Below are 23,431 nucleotides of genomic sequence, written 5' to 3' on the forward strand. Positions count from 1 at the left end.
ACGACTTTTTATGCCCCCCTTCCCAGTAATTATTCAATGGAGTGTGAATATAATAAAATTTTTAAATAAAGCAAATTTTAAATTAATTATAAAAATTTATTTATTTAAGGTTCTCTTAACTGCAGTCTGCCAGCCATGATAATATTTGCTGCGCAAAGTTTTATCCATTTTCGCTTGATAAGTCTTGGAATTATTATTTAGGTTTTTAATGTCATCAATCGATTTCCAGATACCAATACTCAAGCCAGAAATATACGCAGCCCCAAGGGCCGACAATTCTGCAATCTCTGAGACTGCTACTTCTTTATTTAGCAATCCTGCCTGAAATTCCATTAAAAATTGATTGCTGGTAGCACCACCATCTGCCCTTAAAACCTTTAGAGAAACCCCTGATTCCTCAACCATCAAATTAATTGCATCTGTAATCTGATAGGCAATAGATTCTACCGCAGCCCTGATAATATGCCTCCTATCAGTCTTTTTAGTCATACCTACAATCGCTGCCCTGGCTGTCATATCCCAATAAGGAACACCCATACCAGAAAAAGCAGGTACTAAATAAACACCCTCATTATCCGCTATTTCTCTAATCAGGGGTTCAACCTCCTGGAAATCTTGGAAAAGACCTAGATTATCCTTTACCCATTTTAAGGTATCACCTGAACTACGTATAATACCTTCAAAGGCATAATCAACCCTCCCATTCAAACCCCAGGCAATTGAGGTGACTAGCTTTTCTTTAAAGACAGGTTTTTTACCAATGTTTAACAAAACAGATGTGCCAGTTCCATAGGTCGCCTTGGCCATACCCGGTTGAAAACATTTTTGTCCAAAAAGCGCCCCCTGTGAATCCCCAATCACCCCTACTATAGGTATTTCCCTGGGGAGTAAATTGTTTAAATTGGTATAGGCAAAGACCTCATCAGGTGGTTTTACATCAGGAAGAATATCCTTATTCAATCCAAAGATATCTAATAGTTCTTCATCCCAGGATAGTTCTTTAATATTAAATAATAGTGTCCTACTTGCATTAGTATAATCTGTTAGATGTACAGAACCACTGGTAAAATTCCAGATTAGCCATGAATCTATAGTCCCCATTAATAAGTTATTATCCCTCATTTTTTCCCTGGCCACATTAACATTATCTAATATCCATTTAATCTTTGTTGCCGAAAAATAGGGGTTAAGTAATAAACCCGTCTTCTCTTTTATCTTCTTATTAAGAAGCGGACTAGCCAGTTTATCACAGGCCTCTGCAGTCCTATTACACTGCCATACAATAGCATTATATACTGGTTCACCAGTATTCTTGTCCCAGGCCATTATTGTTTCCCGCTGGTTAGTTATGGCCAGAGACTCTATCTGATTTAAGTCAATATTACTTTCACTTAAGACATTTTCTATCAAAGAAATTATATTATTATAAATTTCCCTGGGGTCATGTTCTACCCATCCGGATTGTGGATAATACTGTTGGTGTGGCTTAGATTTCTTTATTACAATATCCCCGCTTTCATCAATCAGAAGCACCTTAGAACCTGATGTACTCTGATCAAGGGTTAAGATATATTTACTCACATTATCACCTACTATTACTTAATAGTTTTTTAGCCTCTTCTACTATAGAAGGAGTAGATAAACCATAATACTCATAGACTTCCTCTGCTTTACCAGCAATAGCTGGTTCATCTGGAATACCAATTATCTTCATCGATACAGGACTGTTTTGTGCTAAAACCTCTGCCACAGCAGAACCCAAGCCACCATATATACTATGTTCTTCCAGGGTAATAATATGACCAGTCTCTGCAGCTGACTTAATAATTATTTCATCATCAAGCGGTTTTAAGGTATGCATATTTATTACCCGACAGCTGATACCCAATTTACTCAATTCCTCTGCACTATCCAGGGCAGTTCTAACCATCCTGCCACAGGCAATGATACTAAGATCAGAGCCATCTCTCATTACAACACCCTTAGCAATTTCAAAATCGACTTCACCCTGATATACATCAGGAACCGGATTACGCCCGACGCGTATATAGACAGGGTCTTCATTATTGACCAGAACCTCAATCATCTTCTTACTTTCATATCTATCAGCAGGCATAATGACCTTTAGATTAGGAATAGCCCTCATTACTGCTATATCCTGAACAGCATGATGTGACATACCTAAAGGGCCATAGCTTAAACCACCACTAATCCCTATAACCTTGACATTAGTCTTTGAATAAGCCACATCTACTTTAATCTGTTCAATACTCCTCATGGATAAAAAAGCAGCATATGATGCAATATAGGGTTTTTTACCGGAAGCAGCCAGACCAGCTGCTATGCCTACCAGATTTTGTTCAGCTATCCCTACCTCTATCAACTGCTCAGGAAGCTCATCAGCAAATTTTGTCATTGAAGCCGAACCCCTGGAATCACTTGTTAAGACAACAATATCTCTGTCTATTTTAGCTAAATCAATTAATGTATCACAAATTGCTGCTTTATTTGCTAGTTCAGCCATCAATATCAACCCCTATAAGTGGACTTAACTCCTCTACAGCCTGATTTAATTCAGATGCTGAAGGTACACGGTGGTGCCAGCCAGCCTTATTCTCAATAAAGGATACACCTTTACCTTTGATTGTATTAGCCAATATCATAGTTGGTTTGCCTTCCTCTACCGGTGTTGATGAAAGACACTTTTTAAGCTCTCCATAATTATGACCATCTATTTCCAAAACCTGCCAACCGAAATTCCTCCATTTTCCTACCAACGGCTCAATACCCATAACCTCTTCTGTAGCTCCTGTAATCTGCAGTCTGTTCCTGTCAATAATTCCAATAAGATTATCAAGACCAAAATGGGCCCCTGCCATGGCTGCTTCCCACACTGAACCCTCTGCCTGTTCACCATCACCCATCAAAACAAAAACCCTGTAGTCCTTATTATCCATTTTAGCTGCTTTAGCCATTCCGACTGCTATTGACAATCCATGACCCAGTGCACCGGTATTCATCTCAATACCTGGTACCTTATTATTGGGATGACCTATTAACCTGGTCTGATACTGACAGAAGGTATTAAGTTCCTCCTTATCGATAAAACCCATATCTGCCAGGATACAATAATATGATTCAACTGCATGACCTTTACTTAAGATAAATCTATCCCGTTCTTCCCAGTCAGGTTCATCAACTCTCAACTGCATAACATCATAATATAAGGTAGTTAAAATATCAGTGTCAGATAAAGAAGACCCGGTATGACCCATTTTTGCCTTAAAAATCATTTTAAGAAGATTCAATCTTATCTCAGCTGCTTTCCCTGCTAAAAATTGAACATCAGCCAATTTTATCCCCCCTTTAATTAATAATTGCTGTTACCTTTTTAGTACACTCTCCCTTGCAATTAATTCAGTATTTATTTCTATCTTTTGGTTCTGCAGGTCATTATTATTAATCTTCTCTATTAGTCTTTTGACAACTAAACCCCCATAGTATTGCTTAGGTACCCGTACAGTCGTCATTTTTGGGGTGCTAATCTCACAATAAGGCATATCATCAAACCCTATAATTGAAACCTCTTCAGGTATCTTAATCCCCTTTTCCTGTAAAGCCTTCATCGCCCCAAAAGCAATAATATCATTATCTGCAAAAAAAGCGGTTGGCAAGGCTGGATTGTGTTTTAAAAATTCACTCATATCACGATATGAGCCCTCCAGTGTAGGTTCAAGGTTAAATTGATATTTTTCATTTATTTCCATACCATGTTCCTGTAAAGTACTTCTAAAACCCTGTTTTCTATAGTAAAAGTTATTAATATAGACTGAACTATGTAAATAACCAATTCTAGAATGACCATGCTGAATTAAATAATTAGTCGCCTTAAAAGCAGCCTCAAAATTATTTATCAAGACAAAATCAAAATCCTCATGTTTAAAATAACTATCCAGTAAAACAAGTGGTTTATTCAAAACCTTAAATTGCTCTAAATCCTCTTTAATCATTTCAGTAGCCAGTATTAAATAACCTGATGACTCATCATTCTTTATATCCTGAATAATACTACCAAAGTCATCTAAACCCTCTGTAAGATGTGTAACCATCATTTCATAATCCTCTACCCGACATTCCTTTTGAATACCTTCAATTAAATTAGCAAAGAAAGGGGTGTCAGAATAAACATAACCATGTTTTTTGTACAGAATAATCCTGATCGCCTTTTTCTCACCATTACTGCCGTTATTTGAATTTGTTTTTTTATAGCCCATATCACTGGCAATTCTTAAAATTTCTTCTTTAGTCTGTTCACTTACCCCTTTTTTATCATTTAAGGCATTTGAAACAGTCGCTTTTGATACACCAGCTGTAGCAGCAATATCATCAAGGTTTACTTTTTTAATCGCATTTTTTTCCATGACTAATAACCTTCTTAAATTAAGTTTTTATAAATTTTATTTAATTCTTAATTAAATTATAACTAAACAAAACTAAATTGTCAAGTAAACTTTTATAAACAATTTAGTAATTTCAATTAATATTTATCAAAATTTAGTTGATAAAGTGTTATTGTAAACAAATATTTGGATTTAAATATTTATTTATAAAAAAAAACTCATTTTTTGTTTAGTAAATTTTATTTATAGTTTAAATAAATACATAACTATGGAATTATAGAAAAAACATATTTCCTTGAAATAAAAAAGAAGAGACATAAATGCCTCCTCTTTAACAGTTAAATCTATTTATTTTCCCACAGGCCATGTATTGTACAATACTCCCTGACAGCCTTAACCTCAGATTTATCAATCTTAAACTCAGCCTCCGGATTATTACCCGGCTTTAATTCTGCCCGAATTACTTTATCACCTGTTAAGACTTCAATAAATTTAATAAAATGTTCATCTTCCATTGGATGGGCTATATCACCTACCTTTACTAAGATACCATTGTCTGTTTCTTCTAAAACAGGTAGGTGTTTTTCACCACCTGTATCCTCAGTTTTAGGAATCAATTTCTTCATATCTTCCCCACAACAAACCAATGCTGGAGCACCCTCATGTGTAATCTCTACTACATTTCCACAAACATCACACTTATAAAGTTCTCTTAGTTTTGTCATTAAAATACCTCCCTATGTACTAAAATTATAATAATTATTGTTTATTAGTAATAATTATTGTTTTTATTATACTATAGTAAATTCTTTATGTCAAGAAAGAAGTATTTGATTATTTATTAAAATAAGTATAAAATAAACAGGTATTCTTAGAAAGAAAGGAAATAAAATATGCCAAAAAAGAAAAAAATTATTAATTTAGCTGTAATTGCTCATGTAGATGCAGGGAAATCCACTCTAGTTGATGCTTTCTTAACTCAAAGTGGTGTTTTTAGAGAAAACGAAGAGGTTTTAGACTGTGTAATGGATAATAATGAATTAGAAAGGGAGCGCGGTATTACTATCTACTCTAAGAATTGTTCCATAGAATATAAGGACTACAAGATAAATATTGTAGATACACCTGGACATGCTGATTTTTCTTCTGAAGTAGAAAGGGTTATTAAAGCAGTAGATACTGCTATTCTTATAGTTGATTCAAGTGAAGGGCCAATGCCCCAGACCCGCTTTGTTTTAAAGAAATGCCTTGAACTGGGAATTAGACCAATTTTATTTATCAATAAAATGGATAAAAAAAATGCCAGAGCTCAGGAAGTTGAAGATATGGTACTGGATCTCTTTATAGACCTGAAGGCAAGTGATGAACAATTAGATTTCCCCACAGTTTATGGAGTTGCCAAAGATGGTATTGCTCGAAAAAGTATTAATGACACAAATGATGATTTAACACCATTATTTGAAACAATTCTAGATAATATCAATACCTATCCAGATAATGATGAAAAACCACTTCAATTACAAATATATGACCTGGCCTATGATGATTACTTAGGTAGAATTGGTATTGGAAGGATATATCAGGGAACTATCAAAACTGGTCAGTCAGTTAAGATCTCAAAAAGAGATAACAGTATAAAAGATAGTAAGATTAATCAATTATTTGTTTATGAAGGGCTAAAACAAACAGCTGTCGAAAAGGCTTATAGTGGAGATATAGTTGCTCTGGCAGGTATTGATGATATATCAATTGGTGAAACAGTATGTAACCCTGGAGAGGTATTACCTATGGAGATGATTAAAATAGAAGAACCTACTCTATCAATGAATTTTTTTATCAATGACTCACCTTTTGCCGGGCAGAGCGGAAAATTTTTGACTACCAGACACCTTAAAGCAAGGCTGGATAAAGAACTGGAAGTAAATATGGGATTAAAGGTAGAACAACAATCAAACACAGAATCCTTTAAAGTCTCCGGCCGTGGGGAGCTACACCTCTCTATCCTTTTAGAAAAAATGCGCCGGGAGGGATATGAGATCTCTGTCTCAAAACCAGAGGTTTTAATGCATAATGATAACGGTCAGGTACAGGAACCTGTGGAAAAAGTTAATATTGATGTTCCAGAGAAATACTCCGGGACAGTAATTTCAAAACTTAATCAAAGAAAAGGGATTATGCAGTCTATGAAAATAGAAAATAACTATGTAAAACTGGAATATCTTGTCCCTACAAGAGGCTTGATCGGTTTTAAAAGTGAATTTATTAATGATACCAGTGGTGAAGGAACCCTAATACGTTCATTTGAAAAATATGAAAAATACAAAGGGGATATAGCTGAGAGGTTAAATGGGGTTTTAATATCACAAAATAACGGAACAGCTATGGCTTATTCCCTATATAACCTAAGTGAACGGGGTACTATGTTTATCAAGGCCGGCACCAAAGTATATGAAGGAATGATAATTGGAATGAACAACCGGAATAATGACCTTACTGTAAACCCCTGCAAAAACAAAAAACTAACTAATACAAGGGCCGCCGGTTCTGATGATGCCCTTAACCTTTCACCACCTAGAACATTTACTCTGGAAGAGGCCTTGGAATTTATCAATAATGATGAATTAGTAGAAATAACACCTGATGCTATAAGATTAAGAAAAAAAATCCTGAATGAAAAAGACCGGATTAAATACAATAAGAATAAATAAATCCAGATTCAGAAAAAACCCTGACTACTTTTTAATAAGTAGGCCAGGGTTAAATTACTATATTTATAGTATTTTCTTTTTATAGAGCAACAACATTTGCTGCCTGTGGTCCGCGATCCCCTTCAACAATCTCAAATTCAACTTCTTGACCCTCTTCTAAATTTTTAAAGCCTTCCTGCTGTATAGCAGAAAAATGTACAAAAACGTCATCTCCTTCATCTCTTTCAATAAATCCAAAACCCTTTTTGCCATCAAACCATTTTACTTTACCATTGTAAATCATTAAATATATTCCTCCTATGTTCTATCCTGGGTAAATTACTGCTATATTTTTATTACCCAGCGCTAATAATATAACATGTTATCTATTATTTGTCAAATTAAATTTATTATAATTCCAGTTTATTCCAAAACTCTTAACGCTTGATTTGACAGACAACTCTTAAAATGTTAACATTAACAGACGTAAGGGTATAAATAAATAAATGAGGTGAACTATTAATGTCAATTTTAGAAAAAGCCAAATCACTTGGTGAAGAAATAGTAGATTCCAGCGAATATAAAGAACTTAAAACAAGTGAGACAGCTATGTATGAAGATGAAAATGCCAAAACACTACTAAATGAGTTCAGCACTAAACAAAGGCGCTTACAGATGGCCCAGTCCAATGGTAAGGCAATTACAAAAGAACAACAGAAAGAACTCCAGAACATCCAGGTTAAAATGCAGGCCAATGAAAAGGTGAAGGAATTTATGGAGGCCCAGCAGAAATTTAATAAAGTAATGGAATCAGTTAATCAAACAATTTCATCTGTTCTAGAAAATAATCCTAGCAGTACAGAGACAAAATAAACAAACTGCCACAGGAAATTAAAAACCCTGTGGTCTTTTATATTTTTACTCTGTATTTGTAAAATTAATAATTAATCCAGTGTATATTTTCCCTCAAGATACATATAGATTATCCGATCAAGAAATTCGTTAAAACTCATTCCATCATCGATTAATTTCTTCATAAGTTTTCTGTGCTTTTCTTTATCCAGCTTATACATGGATCGTTTCATCCTCATAAAAAAACCTCCCTATTAACAGCTAATTGTTTTCTTCCATCCATCTCCCCCATCCTTCAGAATCAAGTTTGGGATCGAGTTTTTCATTCAAATACAGCTCTATAGTCCTGTCCAAGAATTCATCAAATTCTATGCCCTGTTCTGCTAATTTTTCCTCAACTTTGTTATACTTAATCTCAGGCAAACGATATGCCATTCTCCTTATTCCCATGATAACCCTCCTTTTATTTATATAATCTGTATAGCTTAAAATAATATTGTATTTTATCTGTTTTTGCCTATTACTATTATAACCAATAAGGAAAAGTAAAACAAAAAAATTCCCATCCAAAAATTATCTCCTATATTTAAATTATATAAAAAAAAATATATTCCTTTATATTTCGTCAATTTTTTATATAATTTTATGCTAAGATAATAAACTATATTATCTAACACAATTAAGCAAGCCCACTAAGCTGAACAAAATGGCTCCGCCACCCTACTGCAACTCAGAATCCCCTTCTGTTTTACGGTAGGGGTATTTAATATAAGATGATTCAAAAACCATCTTTGTAAGACATTCAGGACATGCCACTCCAGGCATTTCCCCTTCTTTCAATTTTTGAACCATTGCAAACTCATCTACTACAAAATCAGGTACATGATCATCCATCCCACACTTTGGACATCTATAAACATACCATTCTTCTTGGTGGTCCGGGGAATGGAATGGTAGTTCCCAGTTGTCTCGCTCTTTTTCGTCTTTCAATTCTAGGATCCTCCTCCCATGGATATCTTTTTATATGTCGTCCATTTTCATCTGTATGTTCAAAATGATAAATAAAATCATGTTTAGGACTCCATATCTCATATAATACCATCTCCGAACCACATTTCCTACATATTAATGGGTCTCTATCAAAACTTTTTATAATATTTTCTCGCCATCTCATTACTCTTTTTTTCTTTTCTACCACTATTAGTTTTAACTGTCTTTTCTTCATGTATTTCCATAGTGATACTATCTTTTTTACTTTTTTATTAAAACCTCTACTATATAACCCATATCTTCTTACCATCTTAAAATACTTTTTAGGTACATGCATTATCAATCTACCTATAAAGTCTAATACATCAAGCAGTAATTCTTTTCTTTTTTTCGTATTATGGTCTTCATACCAAAACCTTACCTTCTTACCATCATACTCTAGTATTCTATATTCAGCCATAGCTGGACGTGCTAGATATCTACCAATATATCTAGTTGCACCTCTAGCATTAATTAGTCTAGATTCAGCATTTACATAAAATCCATTAGGATATTTTTGATACAGTTCTCTTACTAAATTCTGAACCTTTAAGTCCTCTTTGAAATACTTTCGAAATATATTAAGTAATACTTTCTGCCATGACTTTCTTAAATATGGATATGAAATATATCCAATATGCTTCCACTGCTTATATTTATCTAATGCTCCTTCTGTTAATAGAGCATGGATATGAGGATTAAACCCTACATCCCTCCCAAAAGTATGAACTACTGTTATTACTCCAACTTGATATTCTTTTTCCTTTGATTGTTTATCATAGTAATCTTGAATTAATTCATTTACTGCATCGCACATATCTTTCAATAAATCTCTATGCCAATATACATACCCTCTTAATTGTTCTGGTAATGTAAATACTAAATGTCTATGACTTGTATCAAGTATATTCTCTACTTGTTTCTCAACCCAATTATCTATATATTTCTTGCCACATCGTACACAAAAACGACTTTTACAGCTAAATCCAATTATATGCTCATGACCACATTCAAGACATTTATATAAAGTATATCCATTTTCAGGATTTCCACAACCCAATGCCCTTTCAACCTGTTCAATTACATCATCTATCATATCAGCTGGAACCACTTCTGATAATCTGTTATCTTTAAAGATTTTCCAGTTATTATTATGAGTAAATATTTTTTTAATCGTATGTTGTTTTTGTATCTCTTTTCTTTTCATAATACTTATTAATTCTATTAAGTTATCCACAAACCTGCTTAACACATAATTTCCTATACCTGAACAAAATGGCTCCGCCACCCAGACTTAATCACTAATTATTAATTTTTTCTTAGAACCACTTTTCACTCAAAGTTAACTACTCATCATAATAAACCAGCCCAATATATTTACTGGACGACTCTAGAAATTGTCTGGAGGCATGGAACTTGGCCTCGATGGCCTGATACTGACTCGACCATGCGTTATAAAAAGAAGAGTCAGTGAGCCGGAAGACAATTTCTCGACAGTAAACGAAGGCAGGACGCCATAGTGCAACCTTAATTTTCTTGTACGCTCTGCTTAGACCGCGGAGTGCCTGCGGTGCACGACAAGGTAAGTAAATATACTGGTCGGTCTTTAAAGTTATCCACAATTTCAAAATTGCATAGTTTCCTAAACTTGAACAAAGTGGCTTAACTGCCATCCAGACTCTAAGAATCTCTTTTCTTCCTATGTACATAAGTAACTGCATTTAAGCCAGCTACCTGTCCCTGTCCAACAGCCCTGGCCAATTGATATGGTGTGCCTGTACAATCACCGGCAGCATAAACACCGGGTAAATTAGAAGCCATATTCTCATCTACTTTAATATGCCCTTTTTCATCTAAAGCAAGCCCATATAATAACTTATCAGCAGGGGTTACTTCCCTTAAGATAAAAACCCCATCAAGGTCTATTGTCTGTTTTTTTAACCTTAAACCCTCTACCCTGACATCACCTTCAATACCTAAGGGACTGTCCTTAATTGTCTTAATATTGGAGATATTAAAACCATCTTCAAAGTCAAACTGTGGAATAAAATAGACGGTATCCACTATTTCAGCCAGGTATTCACTCTCTTCTATCCCTTCTTCTGTATAGGCAATTACAGCTACATCCTTATTTCTGTATAATGCCCCATCACAAGTAGCACAATAACTAACACCACTACCAAGCAATTCCTCTTCCCCGGGTAAATATTTATTGTTACTAACCCCAGGCGCCAGTACTAAAGTATAGGCATGGTAAGTCTTATCTCTGGAGGCAAGTGTATAATAATCATCCTGTAGATAAATATTATCTATCCGGGAACGGCTTATATCTATCCCCATCTCTGCTATATGGGCAATAAATTTTTTCATCAATTCCTCTCCACTTAGATTATAATAACCTAAATAATTATTGACTTTTTCTGCTCGATATAACTTAGGACTACAAATCTCTGCTCCCAGGAGGAGCAAGGACTTTTTTCTAATAGAAATATTTACTGCTGCTGATAATCCTGCTGGCCCACACCCTACTACAGCAATATCATTAATTTTAGCTTTATTTTCTTCCAAAAAATCACCTCGTTTTTTATAAACAAATCCTGAGCCTGGCATTAGTTTATGAATAAAAACAAAAAAAATACCAATAAAACGCCTCTTATAAATTAAGAGACGCTTTTTATTATTTATCAGCTGGATATCTCAAATTAATCTTATCACGTATTTTATCAAGAGTTTCCATAACATCCAGACTTTCTTTGAGAGGCATGACAGCACTCTCCTTCTTACCTGACCTCAAATATTTATTAACCTCAACCGCCTCATAATTTAAACCATTTCCTTCCAGAGGTTGCTCAAATTCCTTAATAACCTTTCCTTCACGGTATACTCTGGCAGATGAAGGGCTGTGAAATTCAGGAATAACAATATAACCCCTGGTCCCGGTTATACAGGCCTCTTCTCTAGTCTTGGTCCGGATAGCACAGGATAATTGAGCCATCTTTCCCTGTTTGTATTTAAAAATAACAGCAGTCTGTTCATCAACACCAGTCTCACCAATTTCTGCTGCAGCTTTAATACTCGATGGTTGTCTGCCAAAAACCATAGAAGCCAGAGAAACTGGATAAATACCGACATCAAGTAGAGCCCCTCCACCTAGTTCCAGGTTATAGAGACGCCCGGACGGTTTTACTGGTTTATTAATTCCAAAATCAGCCTCCAACCATTTAACCTCACCAATCAAACCTTCAGCTAACCATTCCCTCACCTTTTCCATGACCAGGAAATAACGGGTCCACATTGCTTCCATCAAAAAAATATTTTTTGACCTTGCCAGAGATACCATTTCTTCAGCCTCTGCCAGATTTACTGCAAATGGTTTTTCACAAAGCACAGGTTTTCCAGCCTTAAGACACATTATTGTATTATCTTTATGATATGTATGAGGTGTAGCAATATAGATAACATCAATCTCCTGCGCCAGAACAAGTTCCTGATAACTACTATAGGAATGCTGAATATTAAAACAATCCGCAAATTCTTTAGCCCTTTCTTCAGAACGTGATGCAACCCCGGCAATATTAACATCTGGTAAAATACTAAGACCCTCTGCAAATTGGTGGGCAATATTACCAGTACCAATAATACCCCAGTTAATCTTCTTATTCATTATCTAACCCCCTCGTATGTTAGAAGTACTTATTTTACTAAACCATTATAATTAATATAACTTAATTTACCCTATACTTATTTAATTCTATAAAAAATTTAAAGTCCCTACTAACTTTTAAAAATCATATTTTTTAGGCTACTTATTAATTCCCGCAGTAAGAAAATCTATTAATTTCTCTTGACTGGTATTATTGAATCTACCATCATCTAATTTCCAGAACTGTATATTTGAATCATTATCCTTGATTAATTTTACCAGATGAGGATGGCAGGTCAAGAGAAAGACCTGATGTGTCTCTGCTAATTCCTGAATTAAAACAAGTGTTTCCTGAAGGTGAAAGCTATCGAAATTCACAAAACTATCATCAATAATTACTGGCAGGGGAGGACTTATTTCTTTAATTCTATTTAACCGTACTGCCAGAAAAAGTTGTTCAACAGTACCCCGGCTTAATTCCTTAATACCGCCCTGTATACTTCCATCTGCTAACTGGGCCTGAAAATCATTATCAAGAACCTCTTCGGCCGGTAAAATTCTCTGGTATTTACCCCTGGTAATCCTTTTGAAGTATTTACTGGCATCAGCCAGCAGATCATCCTTTACCCTCTTAATAACCCCTTCTCTAGCCCTTTTTAATATAAAAGCAGCAGCCTTATTGACAGCATATTCCTCTGCTATAACACCCAATTCCTGTCTGGCCTTATCAATGATAGAGGAAGCCTGTCTTAGTTTGTCATCTGTAGCTAATTCCTTTAATTCCTGCTTAAGTATTTGTTTCTTATCCCTTAGTTTATTTAATCGATCCCTGGCTAAATTTAATTCCTGTCGTTTATTTTGATAATCTTCTTCCACATCTTCCAAGGAAATATAGCTATTATAGAATCCCCTGAAAGAATCTAACATACTATCATCAGTTACCCCCATTGACTCCCGGATCAATTCTGTATTAAGAGCACTCCCCAGTTGTCTTATTAACTGCTCATATTCCTTTTTAACTGCCTGGTATTCTTCCATTTTTTTAGCCCATCTTAGATAGTCTTCCAACAAACTAGCTGTTTCTTGCTTTTTATCCCTCAGATTTAAACCACTTTCTTCATATAAACAGATAGTCTCCTGTCTAAGATCAGACAATTTATCTTCATAACCTGATAACAACATGAACCTATCCAAGGCTTGAACTAATTCCTCAAATAAAGAGACTATCATATCATATTGCTGAAGGAGCTCATCTCCTGATGTCATCATGTTTAAAGATACTATTTCATTAAACTCTTTGAGAATATTTAGAAGTCCACCCAGCCTTTTTTCTATTTCAATCTTATTACTATTAAGTCCTTTCCTCTGCTGTCTTATCCCTTTCAGTTTATCTTTAAAACCCTGAACCTGTCGAAAATTTTCTCTCAATAACTGAGGTGAAGCCTCTTGATCTAAGCCCAGAATTGTTCTGTATCTATTAAGCATTTTTTGCAGTGGCATTAAGCTTGTTTTATAGTCTCCTATTTTATTTTTGCTGGACAAGATCTCATTTTTGACATCCTCCAGTTCATTAGAAATTATTTTTTTAAGATTAATTCTATCCCTAGCCAGGGTATAGATATAAAGACTATATAATCCAATACCAACTGTACCAAGGAAACTAATGCTGATATAAATAGTTCTTAAAAAGGACAGACCTATTCCACTTAACAGACAAACTATTGAGAAAATGAAATACAAGCTTAGATTTTTACCGGGATTACTTGCCTTTAGTGAAGTCAGTTTCTGCTCCAACTGTCTCCCCTTCTCTACTAATACATCTAGCCTTTCCCTTTCCTGCTGATAAGATAGCCTTAATCTATTATATTCCTCAAGGTCATCCTGTAAATTAAGATAGTTTATTTCATCTACCTTGATATTATCTATAATTTTAAAACCATCTACCCACTCTTCATTAAAACTGGTAATAGCCCTCTCCAGTTTCTCCTCTTCCACGATTACCCTGTTCAGATTTTCACGATAATATTTGACCTGTTCAGACAAACCAGTAATTCTGTGATGAAAAAACTTTATTTTATCCTGGTATTTAATAAACTTATTCTTTAATTGATTAATATGTTTAATCCCTATCTCCTGCTTTAATGTTAAAAGCTGTCCTTCCCTTTTTTCCCTGAGCTGATGGTATCTTTTAAAAATTTCACTGGCTCTCTCTGGATAAGCCTGTTTATCAAGACCCAGGTATTTATCGGACTTTAAACTCTGGAGTTTACTCTCCAGTTTATTGAGCTGACTACAGATTTCATAGTGATTTTTTAAGAGGTCAAGCCGGTTAACCCCTTTCTCTAACACTGATATTTCTTTCCTAATATCTTCTATTTTAGAGCCAGCCTCCAGCAGCAATTCTTTTTTTTGATAATAATCTTTAACCTGGGCTGAGGCAGCATGTTTCATTTCAATCCCCTGCTCTATCTGCTGATAATAGGGCTTAAAATCCTTTACTCCAGGGTCCCCATTTTTCCCGCCAATCTTCTCGGCATTTTTGGCAAAATAATCCTCTATCTGTGGTAAGAGTAGCAGCTCTTTTAATCCAGCTCCCAGAAGAATAGAATTTAATCTCTTCAATTCCTTTTTAGCTAATCCTGTATTCCTGGATTGCAATTCATCCAGGCTGATAGTAAACAACTGTTGATATGTAAAAAAATCAAGGCCGTTATATAATTCTACTGCAGAATCTATCTTTCTTTCTCCCTTGATAACACTTACAACTGGTTCAGCAAATCCCTTTAGGTTTAAGCTGAATTCTTCCCTATTACTGGTCTGAACAACCGCTTCAAGTTCATGTTTCTGACGGGCTGGAATAAAATCATTGTTACGGGGAAAACCATAACCAATATACCTTAACAACTTAAAGAAACTCGTCTTCCCTGAACGGTTATATCCACCTATTACAAGCAGTCCAGGGGATATATCCTCAATTAATTCATTATAAAATATACCAAAATCCTTAATAAATAAGCTCTTTATATTCAAGCCCTTTCACGCCTTTCCAGTAATTCTTCAATAATCAACCCTCTGGCATAATCAATAAGATCATATAATTTTTGATCGTCCAGTTGAAAACTAGCAGCTTTGCTATCCTCCCGGTCAGATTTATCAGTCCATATAAAACCAAACTCTGACAGCAGTTCATCCTTGAGACCCTGTTTATTCTTCAAAACAGCAATTACATCTTCTATTTCCTTAAAAATAGGACTATCCCCTAACAAACCCTCATCAAGTAATTTGCCAGTACGATCAGTAATCTTTCTAGTCCAGATAAAGGGTTTTCTTGAGAGGAATTCCTTTTGTAGACTATCAAGTAGAAAAGACCCCAATTCATCCCTCTGACCTTTTATTAATTCACTTAGCTCTCCTCTTCCCGTCAAAACCCAATCAACAATAATACCCTCTAATTCTTGTAATGGTTCAATCTGGTCACAATTAAGATTAATACAATTACTATCAATTTTTTTTAATTCTTTAGCCTTATTATTTATCAACCTTTTCAGGTCAGAAAAATTACCATTAGCAATACTATTAATAGATATTTCCTTTTTTTGATAAATAATCTTAGAGGTTGGCAAAAAACTTATTACCGGTTGGCAGTCAGGTATTAACTCTACCAGTAGCGCCCCTTTAATACCAGCTTCACCAGCATCCCTTCCCTGTGGAATGCCAGGATAAGCTACTGCCCTATTGATAGATCTATTTATTATTCTAGCCTGATGTATATGCCCTAAAGCCCAGTAGTGAATATCACCTCTGGCCAACAAATCCTCCAATGAGCAGGGCATATAGTTGATATTATCAGGGTCTAACTGGGTATGTAACAAAGCAATATTCCAGATACCTGGTATTGTCTCATAATCCCGATAAAGCCGGCGCGAATCCGCCTTACCCCTATATGAACAACCTGATACCTGGGCAATTAACTCATCTTTATCATTATAAATCTCTCTGCTATCAACCTGACGGCTACTGAAAATATAAACATTATCAGGACTATTAATTAATTCATTATCCTCATTTAAAGGGTCATGGTTGCCAGCAATAAGCAGGACCGGAATTCCTTTTTTCGCTAAACGCTTACACTGTTTATTAAAAAAATGGTTGGCCAGTACAGAACGGTTTTCCCGGTCATATATATCACCACTCAATAATACAAAATCAACACTATATTCCAAGGCATAGTCACAAATATTTTCAAAGGCTTTAAAGACTGCCTGTGTAAATATTTTTTCCAGCTCTGCTGGACCCTTACCACCTATATTTATTGTGCTGCCTAAATGCAGGTCTGCTGTATGAATAAAGCTTATTCTCTGCAATCTCTCATCCCCCTTAAGGCCTTGCCCCCTAAATAATCAAATTTATCACCTTGTTTAAGCCCCTTTTGCTTCATCTCCTTAATAATCATATCATGAATTTTCCACCAACTGTAATCCCAGTTAACAAACAGGGTTCCTTCTTCAGGCGCCCTGCCCAGCAAGCGCTGTACAGCAATGTCTGGACTTAAATACTGCAGAAACTCAATCACCCTGGCTATATATTCATCCAGGGTGATTAACTCCAGATTACCCTCCTGATATTCTCTAGCTAGAGTAGTACCTTCCCTGATATAAAGGGCATGGAGTTTTACATTAGCAACCCCCAGGGCAGACACTATTTTGGCATTTTCAATAACATCACAGTCATTGTCACCAGGTAGGTTCAAAATCAAATGTGTTCCAACAGGAATATTAAAATCCCTTGCTAAAATAACTGCTTCAATAAACTCAGCCAGGGTGTGGCCACGGTTAATCACCTTTAGTGTATGATAATTAACCGTTTGAAGCCCTAGTTCAAAAGAAAGTCCTACTGCTGGATTATTCCTATTTATTACTTCCTTTATCCCCTCAATATACCTTTTATTGATACAATCAGGTCTGGTAGAAAGAACTATCTCAACAATGCCTTCAATCGCAAAAACATCCTGGAGATATTCTTTTAATTTAGCAAGGGGCAGATATGTATTAGAGTAGTTCTGAAAATAGGCAATAAATTTCTTAGCACCATACCGGCTGCCAATATATTCCCTGTTTTTTAAAAGCTGTTTACTAACAGATAAATTCCCTGTCAGGCTTTCATGTGCCCCGGCATCTTCACCACAAAAACTACAACCAGTCCTGCCGAGAAAACCGTCTCTATTGGGACAGGTCAGTGGTAGATTAACTGGTAGCTTATATGTCTTTTCTCCATGTTTTTTCCTTAAATATGCCGAATATTTATAATAAACACTCATAGAAAACCCCTTATCTTTTTTTTATTGCTAATACTTCAGGAGAACAGTCCTGATTAATAAAATGATAGTATAAGACATTATACTTATCCTGGTTTAATCCAGCAGAATAGTTCAGGAGTATTTCCCTTTCAGTTTTTCCGCCCTTATGTCCAGTATAAATTACTATTACTATAATACCACTTTTCTTAAGTAATGTTAAACCACTTTTAAGAGCAGTCAGACTCGTTTCAGGTCTGGTTTTTATATCTTTCTTCCCACCAGGCCTGTATCCCAGGTTAAAGATAATTGCCCCTACATCTTCACTAACCATATCCAAAATATTTTCATGACCGGTATGACAAAGCCTCACTCTATCCCCCATCCTGGCCAGTCGCAATCGTTCCCTCGTATTATCAATCGCCTCTTGCTGAATATCAAAGGAATATACATTACCACTGTTTCCAACTAATTCAGCCAAAAACAAAGTATCATATCCATTTCCAGCAGTAGCATCTATTACCGTCTCACCTTCCTTAACATGTTGCTTTAAAAGCTGATGTGACATCTCAACACCCTGTGTAAAATCCCGTTTCACTATTATCCTTCCTCCTTACTACAGGCAGGACAAAGACCATATAGTTTTACTCTATGGTCTATAATCTTATAGCCTGTCTCAGAACTCAACTCAAGAAGATAGTTTTTCAGAGGACATTCCAGGGGAAGTATTTCCCCACATTCCAGACAGATCATATGATGATGATGCCCCCTGTTCTTTAATTCATAGTAACTCTCTTTCTTTTCAATGTTTAATTCCATCATCTTTACCATATTTTTAGCTGTAAAATGATTTAAATTGCGGTAGATAGTCGAAAGACGGATACCAGGATATTTGGCAGCAAGCTCATCAAAAATACCTCGAGCCGATACCGGCTTTGAACTATTATCAAGCACCCCCAGAATAGCAATACGCTGCCTGGTAACCCTGATTCCCTTTTCTTTTAGAAAATTTTCCCAATCTATAGAATTACTCATAGAAATCCCCCTATGAATAAGTTTTTAAACCGGCTGTTCTTTTACTAATGAGCACTGCAATAAAATAACTAAATCCAGCAAGTAAAACTATTGAAGCCCCAGAAGAAATATTAAATTGATAGGAAATCCATAAACCCGCTAATGAGAAAAACATACTAAAAAAAATAGCATAAAAGATCATCTTTTTTAAATCATAAGAAAATAATTTAGCAATAGCCGGAGGAGCGGTTAATAAAGCAATCACCAGTATTATACCGACCACCCTGATTAAAGCAACAATAGCTAAGGCTATTAATATAAAAAGAAGATATTCTAATAATTTCGTTTTAATTCCAATTACAGAAGAAAATTGACTATCAAATAAATATGCCTTCCAGTAATTAAATAGAGCTGAGATTGTAAAAACCAACACTATCGTAAAAATAAGAATAATTTTTATATCAAAACTGGTAACTGTCAGGATATTACCAAATAAATAAGATGATATATCCGGGGGATAGCCAGGTGTAAAGGCTATAAACAAAATGCCTAAAGCCATACCCACAGCCCAGAAAATTCCCATTAATGTATCTGAATTAACTTTTATTTTCCGCCTAATAGTAATTAGCCCAATAGCAGCCAGGATAGAAAAGAAAAGCGCCCCAATTATAGGCTCTATTTTTAAAAAATAGCCCAGGCCAATACCTCCAAATGAAGTATGGGCTATCCCTCCACTCATCATTACTAATTTCTCTTCTATAATAATCGTCCCGATAATTCCACAAATAATACTGGCCAGTAGTGCACTAAAAACTGCATTTTGCAAAAAAGTGTATTCCATAAAGGCCTTAATCATTATATCACTCCTCATGGGCCCTGAAAACTCGATGTGGTACTCCGTGGGCAATCAATTCTATAGGGCATCCGTAAACCTTTTTCAGAGCCGCTTCTTCAAGTTCTTTATCACCATGGTAGTGCAGGTCTTTATTTAAACAGGCAACACTATCAAAATAGGTAGAGATTGCTGCCATATCATGGGTTACAGCAACAATAGTCATCTCTTTCTTGAGATCATTTAAGATAGAATAAATCTTATTTCTGGAATTAAGATCAACACTTGCTGTTGGTTCATCAAGCAACATAATTTTTGGCTCTACTGCCAGTGCACGAGCAATTAAAACCCTCTGTAACTGCCCACTTGATAATTGCCCGATCTGCCTTTCCTTAAGATCAGCTAATTCCAGTCTATCCATAATATCAACAGCCTTTTGGACATCTTCTTTAGAATAACTGTGAAAGAAAGTAAAATTACTCCTTAAGCGCCCCATTAGGATAACATCCCGAACACTGATAGGGAAATTCCTATCAAATTCTATTGCCTGAGGTACATACCCGATTAATTTTTCTCTTTTCTTGATACTATTTCCAAAAACCTTTACTTCTCCATTTACCGGTCTAATAAGACCCAGTATTACTTTTAATAATGTGCTTTTACCTGCACCATTAGGTCCAATAATCGCCAGAAATTCATTCTCACTAATCTCAAGGTTAACATCCCTTATTGCACAGACATTATCATAATATACACTTACATCACTTACTTCGATGGCCTTCATAAAAGCCCTCCTTAATTAAGGATATCATTAAAAACCTCAGCTGTTTTTTGTAGATTTTTTATGTAATCAGCTGCAAGAGGGTCAACCTGAATTGTTTTTCCACCAATCTCTTCGGCTATAGCCTGAGACTGCCTACTATCTATCTCTGCCTGATAGAAAATTGCTTTAATATTTTCTTTTTTCGCTAGATCAATTATTTTCTGGACCCTTCTGGGAGTAGCCTCTTTTCCTTCTTCCTCTATAGCCAGCATTTCCAGTCCATAGTCATCAGCAAAATAACCAAAAGCGGGGTGATAAACAATAAAAGTCTTATTTTTTAGCTTTGATAGTGAATTACTAATTTCTTGGTCTAATTTATTAAGTTTATTAATATACTCATCAGCATTTTTTTGATAAACATTTCGGTTTTTTTCATCAATCTCTGCCAGTTCCCTGGCAATAATCCTGACCATTATCTTAGCCCTTTTTGGTGATAACCAGATATGGGGGTCCCTTTTGCCTGGAGAAAACTCTCGGTCAGGATATACCTCATTAACCTCTGCAAAAAGCTTAACTACCTTAATATCAGGGTTAATCTCCTCTGCTTTTGCTAAAATATTTGTCAGATCTGCCGGCACCCCCATAGCAAAATAGATACCGGAATCACTAAATTTAGTTAATTCTTTGGGTGAAGGCGAATAATTTGCCGGGCTGTTTCCTGGAGGAATCATAGTTACAACATCAAGTAGTTCCCCAGCCACGGCTTTAACAAAAGTAGCTTCTGGAACAATCGACACCGCCACTGCAAGTTTATCACTTTTCCCACTGACCTGACAAGCAGTACCTGAAACAAAGATTATTACCACTACAAACAACAAAACAACGATCCTAGCTATTTTCCTCATATTTTAACACCCTTTCTTTAATATATATATCTAGACTTAAATTAAAATATTTATTTTTACAAACAATCTCCATAAATAGCCCATTAATTGCTTTTTGCAAGTCATTTGCATCAAAGAACAAATTAACTTCGCCAGCCAGACTTAACAATAATTATTAATTTTTACTATAGGAATTCTTTTTACACAAAGTCAACTTGTTATCATAATACAGACAAATATATTTACTGGACGACTCTAGAAATTATCCGTAGGCATGGAACTTGGCCTCGATGGCCTGATACTGACTCGACCATGCGTTATAAAAAGAAGAGTCAGTGAGCCGGAAGACAATTTCTCGACAGTAAACGAAGGCAGGACGCCATAGTGCAACCTTAAACTGTTCTTGTACGCTCCGCTTAGATGCGGAGCACCTGCGGTGCACGACAAGGCAAGTAAATATATTGGTCGGTCTTTAAAGTTATCCACGATTTAAAAACAACATTTCCACTAATAATAACTATTATCATATAAAACATTATATCATTAAAATTTATATTTTACAAGATATTACTTAATATATGCTATAGTATATACAAAAAATTACTAATTATTAAGACAAAGTTGTTAATCTCATAAAAACATCATGAAGAGTCGCTTCCCGGGAATGGATACTCAATACCTTTGACTTTGAACGTATTTTATCTAATCTTAGACCTACGTCATTATTAATAAGTGATAATTTTATAGTCATTATGTTATCATCCAATTCTAAGATGTCATCCTGATTAATTATTTCTTCAAACATCTCAGCAGATTCTTGCCCTTTATCTAATAATACCTTAATTTCTATATATGACTCCCCATACCTTTCCTTTAAGACCACTGGTCTTTCTACTGCAATTAAACTACCTTTATTAATGAAAGCAAGACGGTCACATAAGCTATCAGCCTCTTCCATATAATGTGTACTTAAAAACACAGTCTTTCCAGCATTCCTAAATTCCTCTATTGCCTGATGGATAATTTCAACAGACATAGGGTCAAGACCACTGGTTGGTTCATCAAGTATTAAAAGCTTAGGGTCATGGAGTAAAGCACGGCAGATAAGTAGTCTCTGTTTCATACCCTTGGAATAACTTTTTACCGGTCTTTTAGCAGCATCAAGTAGGGCAAATTTCTCTAATAGATAATAAACTATATCATTATCAAGTTGATACATACTGGCAAAAAACCTGAGGTTCTTTTCTCCTGATAATCTCATATAAAGATTATTATTTTCAAAAACAATACCTATCTTTCTATAAAAATCACTACCAATCCCACTTATCTCCTCACCTAGAACCTTACAGCAACCTGAACTGGCCGGCAGAAGACCGGTCATTATTCTAATAGTCGTTGTTTTACCCGCCCCATTAGGACCCAAAAAACCAAAAACCTCCCCCTTCTTGACCTGTAATGAAATATCTTCTACAGCAGTTGTTTTTTTATATATTTTACTTATATTTTTTACTTCTATATCATATAAATTAGGCACTTATGATCATCCCCCTACTCAATCGCTGCCGGGTCCCACAGGAAATATAAATTATCTCCTTCAAGACAGAGATAGACATCCTTTTCAACCTCACGTTCCCTCTCTTTTCCCAGATAATAAGAAAGCAAATAGCTTATTGAGACACTATAATAATCCTGCTCATCTGTCTTACTAAGATATTCCTCAAATTCCCCTGGGATTTTATCTAAAGACTTAACACCCTTGACTCGAACCTGAGAGATGGACATCTTGTGTTTATTACTAGTCTCCTCTTGAAAATTAATATAGTCTTCATCTGACATTATTCCCTTGATATCAGGGTGTAGGTACTTATAGACAGCATCAAAATCCTTGGCCATGTACACTTGATAAACCTCAGTAACAAAATCAGCTATTTCCTTATTCTCTATTGCACTCGCGATAGTAGAGAAAACAGGTATTACAAGCAAAAAAACTATTATATTAATTATAAGTATAACCCTTTCTCTGCTTAATCCCAT

The 23,431-nt window shown here is 35.3% G+C and carries 24 protein-coding genes; 2 read left to right on the top strand and 22 right to left on the bottom strand.

What is annotated here, in order from left to right; translation table 11 throughout:
• Positions 1–96: 96 nt before the first annotated feature.
• The 5 genes from glpK to GM661_RS12295 form a co-directional block, all read right to left on the bottom strand.
• Entirely contained in the window at positions 97–1,581 is a 1,485-nt protein-coding gene (gene glpK / locus GM661_RS12275) for a glycerol kinase GlpK (protein ID WP_230867095.1), read from the bottom strand.
• Between the two features lie 4 nt (positions 1,582–1,585).
• On the bottom strand, positions 1,586–2,524 hold the full coding sequence (locus GM661_RS12280) for a transketolase family protein (RefSeq protein ID WP_230867096.1): 939 nt from the start codon (positions 2,522–2,524) through the stop codon (positions 1,586–1,588).
• Positions 2,517–3,353, bottom strand: a complete 837-nt coding sequence (locus GM661_RS12285; protein WP_230867097.1) for a transketolase — start codon at positions 3,351–3,353, stop codon at positions 2,517–2,519. The genes GM661_RS12280 and GM661_RS12285 overlap by 8 nt, the downstream gene beginning before the upstream one ends.
• Before the next feature lie 30 nt (positions 3,354–3,383).
• Positions 3,384–4,421 carry a LacI family DNA-binding transcriptional regulator gene (locus GM661_RS12290; protein WP_230867098.1) on the bottom strand — a complete coding sequence of 346 codons (1,038 nt, stop codon included), beginning with the start codon at positions 4,419–4,421 and terminating at the stop codon, positions 3,384–3,386.
• Positions 4,422–4,744: 323 nt separating this feature from the next.
• Positions 4,745–5,125: a desulfoferrodoxin gene (locus GM661_RS12295; protein WP_230867099.1), complete on the bottom strand. Its 381-nt coding sequence runs from the start codon at positions 5,123–5,125 to the stop codon at positions 4,745–4,747.
• Positions 5,126–5,293: 168 nt separating this feature from the next.
• On the opposite strand from GM661_RS12295, the gene typA reads away from it, so the two are divergent.
• On the top strand, positions 5,294–7,108 hold the full coding sequence (gene typA / locus GM661_RS12300; protein WP_230867100.1) for a translational GTPase TypA: 1,815 nt from the start codon (positions 5,294–5,296) through the stop codon (positions 7,106–7,108).
• Positions 7,109–7,187: 79 nt separating this feature from the next.
• On the opposite strand, the gene GM661_RS12305 is transcribed toward typA, so the two are convergent.
• Positions 7,188–7,388, bottom strand: coding sequence for a cold-shock protein (locus GM661_RS12305; protein ID WP_205739460.1), 201 nt, complete (start codon positions 7,386–7,388; stop codon positions 7,188–7,190).
• A gap of 221 nt (positions 7,389–7,609) precedes the next feature.
• Between GM661_RS12305 and GM661_RS12310 the strand changes: the two genes are divergently transcribed.
• A complete protein-coding gene (locus GM661_RS12310; protein WP_230867101.1) occupies positions 7,610–7,960 on the top strand; it encodes a YlbF family regulator in 351 nt (116 codons plus the stop codon).
• Between the two features lie 71 nt (positions 7,961–8,031).
• Here the strand turns inward: GM661_RS12310 and GM661_RS12315 are convergent, their stop codons facing one another.
• From GM661_RS12315 to GM661_RS12390, 16 genes are all read right to left on the bottom strand, one after another.
• Positions 8,032–8,178 carry a hypothetical protein gene (locus GM661_RS12315; RefSeq protein WP_164522285.1) on the bottom strand — a complete coding sequence of 49 codons (147 nt, stop codon included), beginning with the start codon at positions 8,176–8,178 and terminating at the stop codon, positions 8,032–8,034.
• A gap of 22 nt (positions 8,179–8,200) precedes the next feature.
• Positions 8,201–8,389, bottom strand: a complete 189-nt coding sequence (locus tag GM661_RS12320) for a hypothetical protein (RefSeq protein ID WP_230867102.1) — start codon at positions 8,387–8,389, stop codon at positions 8,201–8,203.
• Positions 8,390–8,659: 270 nt separating this feature from the next.
• A complete protein-coding gene (locus GM661_RS12325) occupies positions 8,660–8,929 on the bottom strand; it encodes a hypothetical protein (protein WP_230866727.1) in 270 nt (89 codons plus the stop codon).
• Positions 8,850–10,205 (bottom strand): IS91 family transposase, encoded by a 1,356-nt coding sequence (locus GM661_RS12330; protein ID WP_230867103.1) that lies wholly within the window; start codon positions 10,203–10,205, stop codon positions 8,850–8,852. The genes GM661_RS12325 and GM661_RS12330 overlap by 80 nt, the downstream gene beginning before the upstream one ends.
• A 443-nt stretch (positions 10,206–10,648) precedes the next feature.
• Positions 10,649–11,536, bottom strand: coding sequence for an NAD(P)/FAD-dependent oxidoreductase (locus tag GM661_RS12335; protein WP_230867104.1), 888 nt, complete (start codon positions 11,534–11,536; stop codon positions 10,649–10,651).
• Between the two features lie 109 nt (positions 11,537–11,645).
• Positions 11,646–12,632: a Gfo/Idh/MocA family protein gene (locus GM661_RS12340; protein ID WP_230867105.1), complete on the bottom strand. Its 987-nt coding sequence runs from the start codon at positions 12,630–12,632 to the stop codon at positions 11,646–11,648.
• Positions 12,633–12,770: 138 nt separating this feature from the next.
• Positions 12,771–15,641: an ATP-binding protein gene (locus GM661_RS12345; RefSeq protein ID WP_230867106.1), complete on the bottom strand. Its 2,871-nt coding sequence runs from the start codon at positions 15,639–15,641 to the stop codon at positions 12,771–12,773.
• Positions 15,638–16,975, bottom strand: coding sequence for a metallophosphoesterase family protein (locus GM661_RS12350; protein ID WP_230867107.1), 1,338 nt, complete (start codon positions 16,973–16,975; stop codon positions 15,638–15,640). Before GM661_RS12350 ends, GM661_RS12345 begins: the two co-directional genes overlap by 4 nt.
• Positions 16,963–17,928 (bottom strand): TIGR01212 family radical SAM protein, encoded by a 966-nt coding sequence (locus GM661_RS12355; protein ID WP_230867108.1) that lies wholly within the window; start codon positions 17,926–17,928, stop codon positions 16,963–16,965. Before GM661_RS12355 ends, GM661_RS12350 begins: the two co-directional genes overlap by 13 nt.
• 10 nt (positions 17,929–17,938) lie before the next feature.
• Complete coding sequence (locus GM661_RS12360) at positions 17,939–18,502, bottom strand: class I SAM-dependent methyltransferase (RefSeq protein ID WP_230867109.1); 564 nt, start codon at positions 18,500–18,502, stop codon at positions 17,939–17,941.
• A gap of 2 nt (positions 18,503–18,504) precedes the next feature.
• Positions 18,505–18,939, bottom strand: a complete 435-nt coding sequence (locus GM661_RS12365) for a Fur family transcriptional regulator (protein ID WP_230867110.1) — start codon at positions 18,937–18,939, stop codon at positions 18,505–18,507.
• A 10-nt stretch (positions 18,940–18,949) separates the two neighbouring features.
• On the bottom strand, positions 18,950–19,774 hold the full coding sequence (locus GM661_RS12370; RefSeq protein ID WP_230867111.1) for a metal ABC transporter permease: 825 nt from the start codon (positions 19,772–19,774) through the stop codon (positions 18,950–18,952).
• Between the two features lie 4 nt (positions 19,775–19,778).
• Positions 19,779–20,534: a metal ABC transporter ATP-binding protein gene (locus tag GM661_RS12375; protein WP_230867112.1), complete on the bottom strand. Its 756-nt coding sequence runs from the start codon at positions 20,532–20,534 to the stop codon at positions 19,779–19,781.
• Positions 20,535–20,545: 11 nt separating this feature from the next.
• Positions 20,546–21,418 carry a metal ABC transporter solute-binding protein, Zn/Mn family gene (locus GM661_RS12380; RefSeq protein WP_230867113.1) on the bottom strand — a complete coding sequence of 291 codons (873 nt, stop codon included), beginning with the start codon at positions 21,416–21,418 and terminating at the stop codon, positions 20,546–20,548.
• A 589-nt stretch (positions 21,419–22,007) separates the two neighbouring features.
• A complete protein-coding gene (locus GM661_RS12385) occupies positions 22,008–22,931 on the bottom strand; it encodes an ABC transporter ATP-binding protein (RefSeq protein ID WP_230867114.1) in 924 nt (307 codons plus the stop codon).
• 14 nt (positions 22,932–22,945) lie between these two features.
• Complete coding sequence (locus GM661_RS12390; RefSeq protein WP_230867115.1) at positions 22,946–23,431, bottom strand: hypothetical protein; 486 nt, start codon at positions 23,429–23,431, stop codon at positions 22,946–22,948.

The sequence above is a fragment of the Iocasia fonsfrigidae genome, from assembly GCF_017751145.1.
Classification (GTDB): Bacteria; Bacillota; Halanaerobiia; order Halanaerobiales; family DTU029; genus Iocasia; species Iocasia fonsfrigidae.